Source organism: Helicobacter pylori SA37A, assembly GCF_000476015.1.
Lineage (GTDB): Bacteria > Campylobacterota > Campylobacteria > Campylobacterales > Helicobacteraceae > Helicobacter > Helicobacter pylori_DB.
Window position 1 is genome coordinate 1 of the sequence record NZ_CBOO010000040.1, and the last position, 1,412, is coordinate 1,412.

Consider the following 1,412-nt stretch of genomic DNA (forward strand, 5'->3'; position numbering starts at 1 on the left):
TTTATTCGTTACGCCTATATGATTATGTTGGTCTATGTATCTTGTGCTATCAAAATGACTGCAATTATCTATCCATAATTTAGGGCTAAAAAATCCCAAACATTGAGCATCATTGACAAACAAATCAATATCAAAGCTTAATCTATGCTGGAAGTAATACATGCTCAAAGCTGTGCCTCCTCCAAACTTAATACTACTAGGATTAAGCCCTAAATTCAAAGCATTTTTAATAATGGGATAAAATTGTTCTAGGGCTTGAATTTGAGCTTGAAAGTTGTTTTTGATAAAACTAAGGCTCTTTTCATTGATAGGGATTGATAGAAAGGACATGTAAAATATTCTCCATAGGAATGTGATAGTCTTGTGAAAACCATTCTATTTCTTGCTCTAGTGCCTCTGTTTGAATTGTGCCTATAATATACTTGTCAGTATTGCTTAGATTAGTTGTTTTTTTATCCATAAAAAGCCCTATAAGATACTCTAAACTCACATGCTTATCTTTATTGCCAATAGAGTTATTGATTGTAGCTAATAACATAGGGGCAAATGACATTTTTATCCTCCCTAAATTGATTTGATTGTAGTTTAGCAAATTTTGTGTTGGTTTTAGTTTGACTTATAATGATTATTTATCGCCTACGCTTAGGTGTGGGAGTGTACTCATTGGAATTGTCTAAATTATCGGTATTGTCATAAGGGTTTGAGTGAGCTTGTTGGTGTTGTAAGGATAACTCAATAGCTCTAGTGTGTGCTACATCTATAATCTTTGATTTTCTTTTATCAAGCATTGTATGTAAAAATTCTTTGTGTATTTCGCTCATAAAGGGTGTGTTATCAATAATTGAATGGATTTTATTCATATCTATGCGTGGGTATATCCTAAGTAGTGCATCAAGGCAATCTTTATTATTGGTTTGAGTTAAGAAATCATAGTAGTTAATTTTTTTATCGTTGTCATCTTTTAAGATAGATTGGGGGAAATTATAAATCCTTGCATTGAGTTCATCAATATTACTTAAAACTTTTTGGCATACCACATCATCAGCTTGGGGGTATAGACAAGAGCCACAATCAAAAATGGGAGCTATTTGATATTCTTTTGAATTTGAGACTCTTAAGAACCCCCAATTACCATTATGCCTATCAAAATTACCTAGCAATGTATCTGCTACAAACATATCCCAAAAGAAACATTTTAAAACTTTTGGCTCAATAAAATGCTGATTATCTATGGCATAAAGCACATCATTCAAATTAGTGTCTTTGCCTGATTTTTCTAATTCAATCATAGTATTTTTTAGACTTAGAAAATCTACAAGCTCGTATTGATGGGTGGTAAAATCTTTACAAGCAACCACGATTTTATTTTTATAAGTGCCTAGCAATGTTTCTTGAACCTTTAAGCCTAAGCT

At 32.0% G+C, this 1,412-nt stretch carries 3 protein-coding genes; all 3 read right to left on the minus strand.

The features are described from left to right. Positions 1-330 (minus strand): nucleotidyl transferase AbiEii/AbiGii toxin family protein (locus tag QT76_RS07785; protein WP_033617295.1); only part of this gene is annotated, 330 nt, incomplete at its 3' end. Continuing rightward, positions 302-553, minus strand: a complete 252-nt coding sequence (locus QT76_RS07790) for a hypothetical protein (protein WP_000006537.1) — start codon at positions 551-553, stop codon at positions 302-304. The genes QT76_RS07790 and QT76_RS07785, both read right to left, overlap by 29 nt. Before the next feature lie 76 nt (positions 554-629). Then, positions 630-1,412 (minus strand): serine/threonine-protein kinase CtkA (gene ctkA / locus QT76_RS07795; RefSeq protein ID WP_033617296.1); only part of this gene is annotated, 783 nt, incomplete at its 5' end.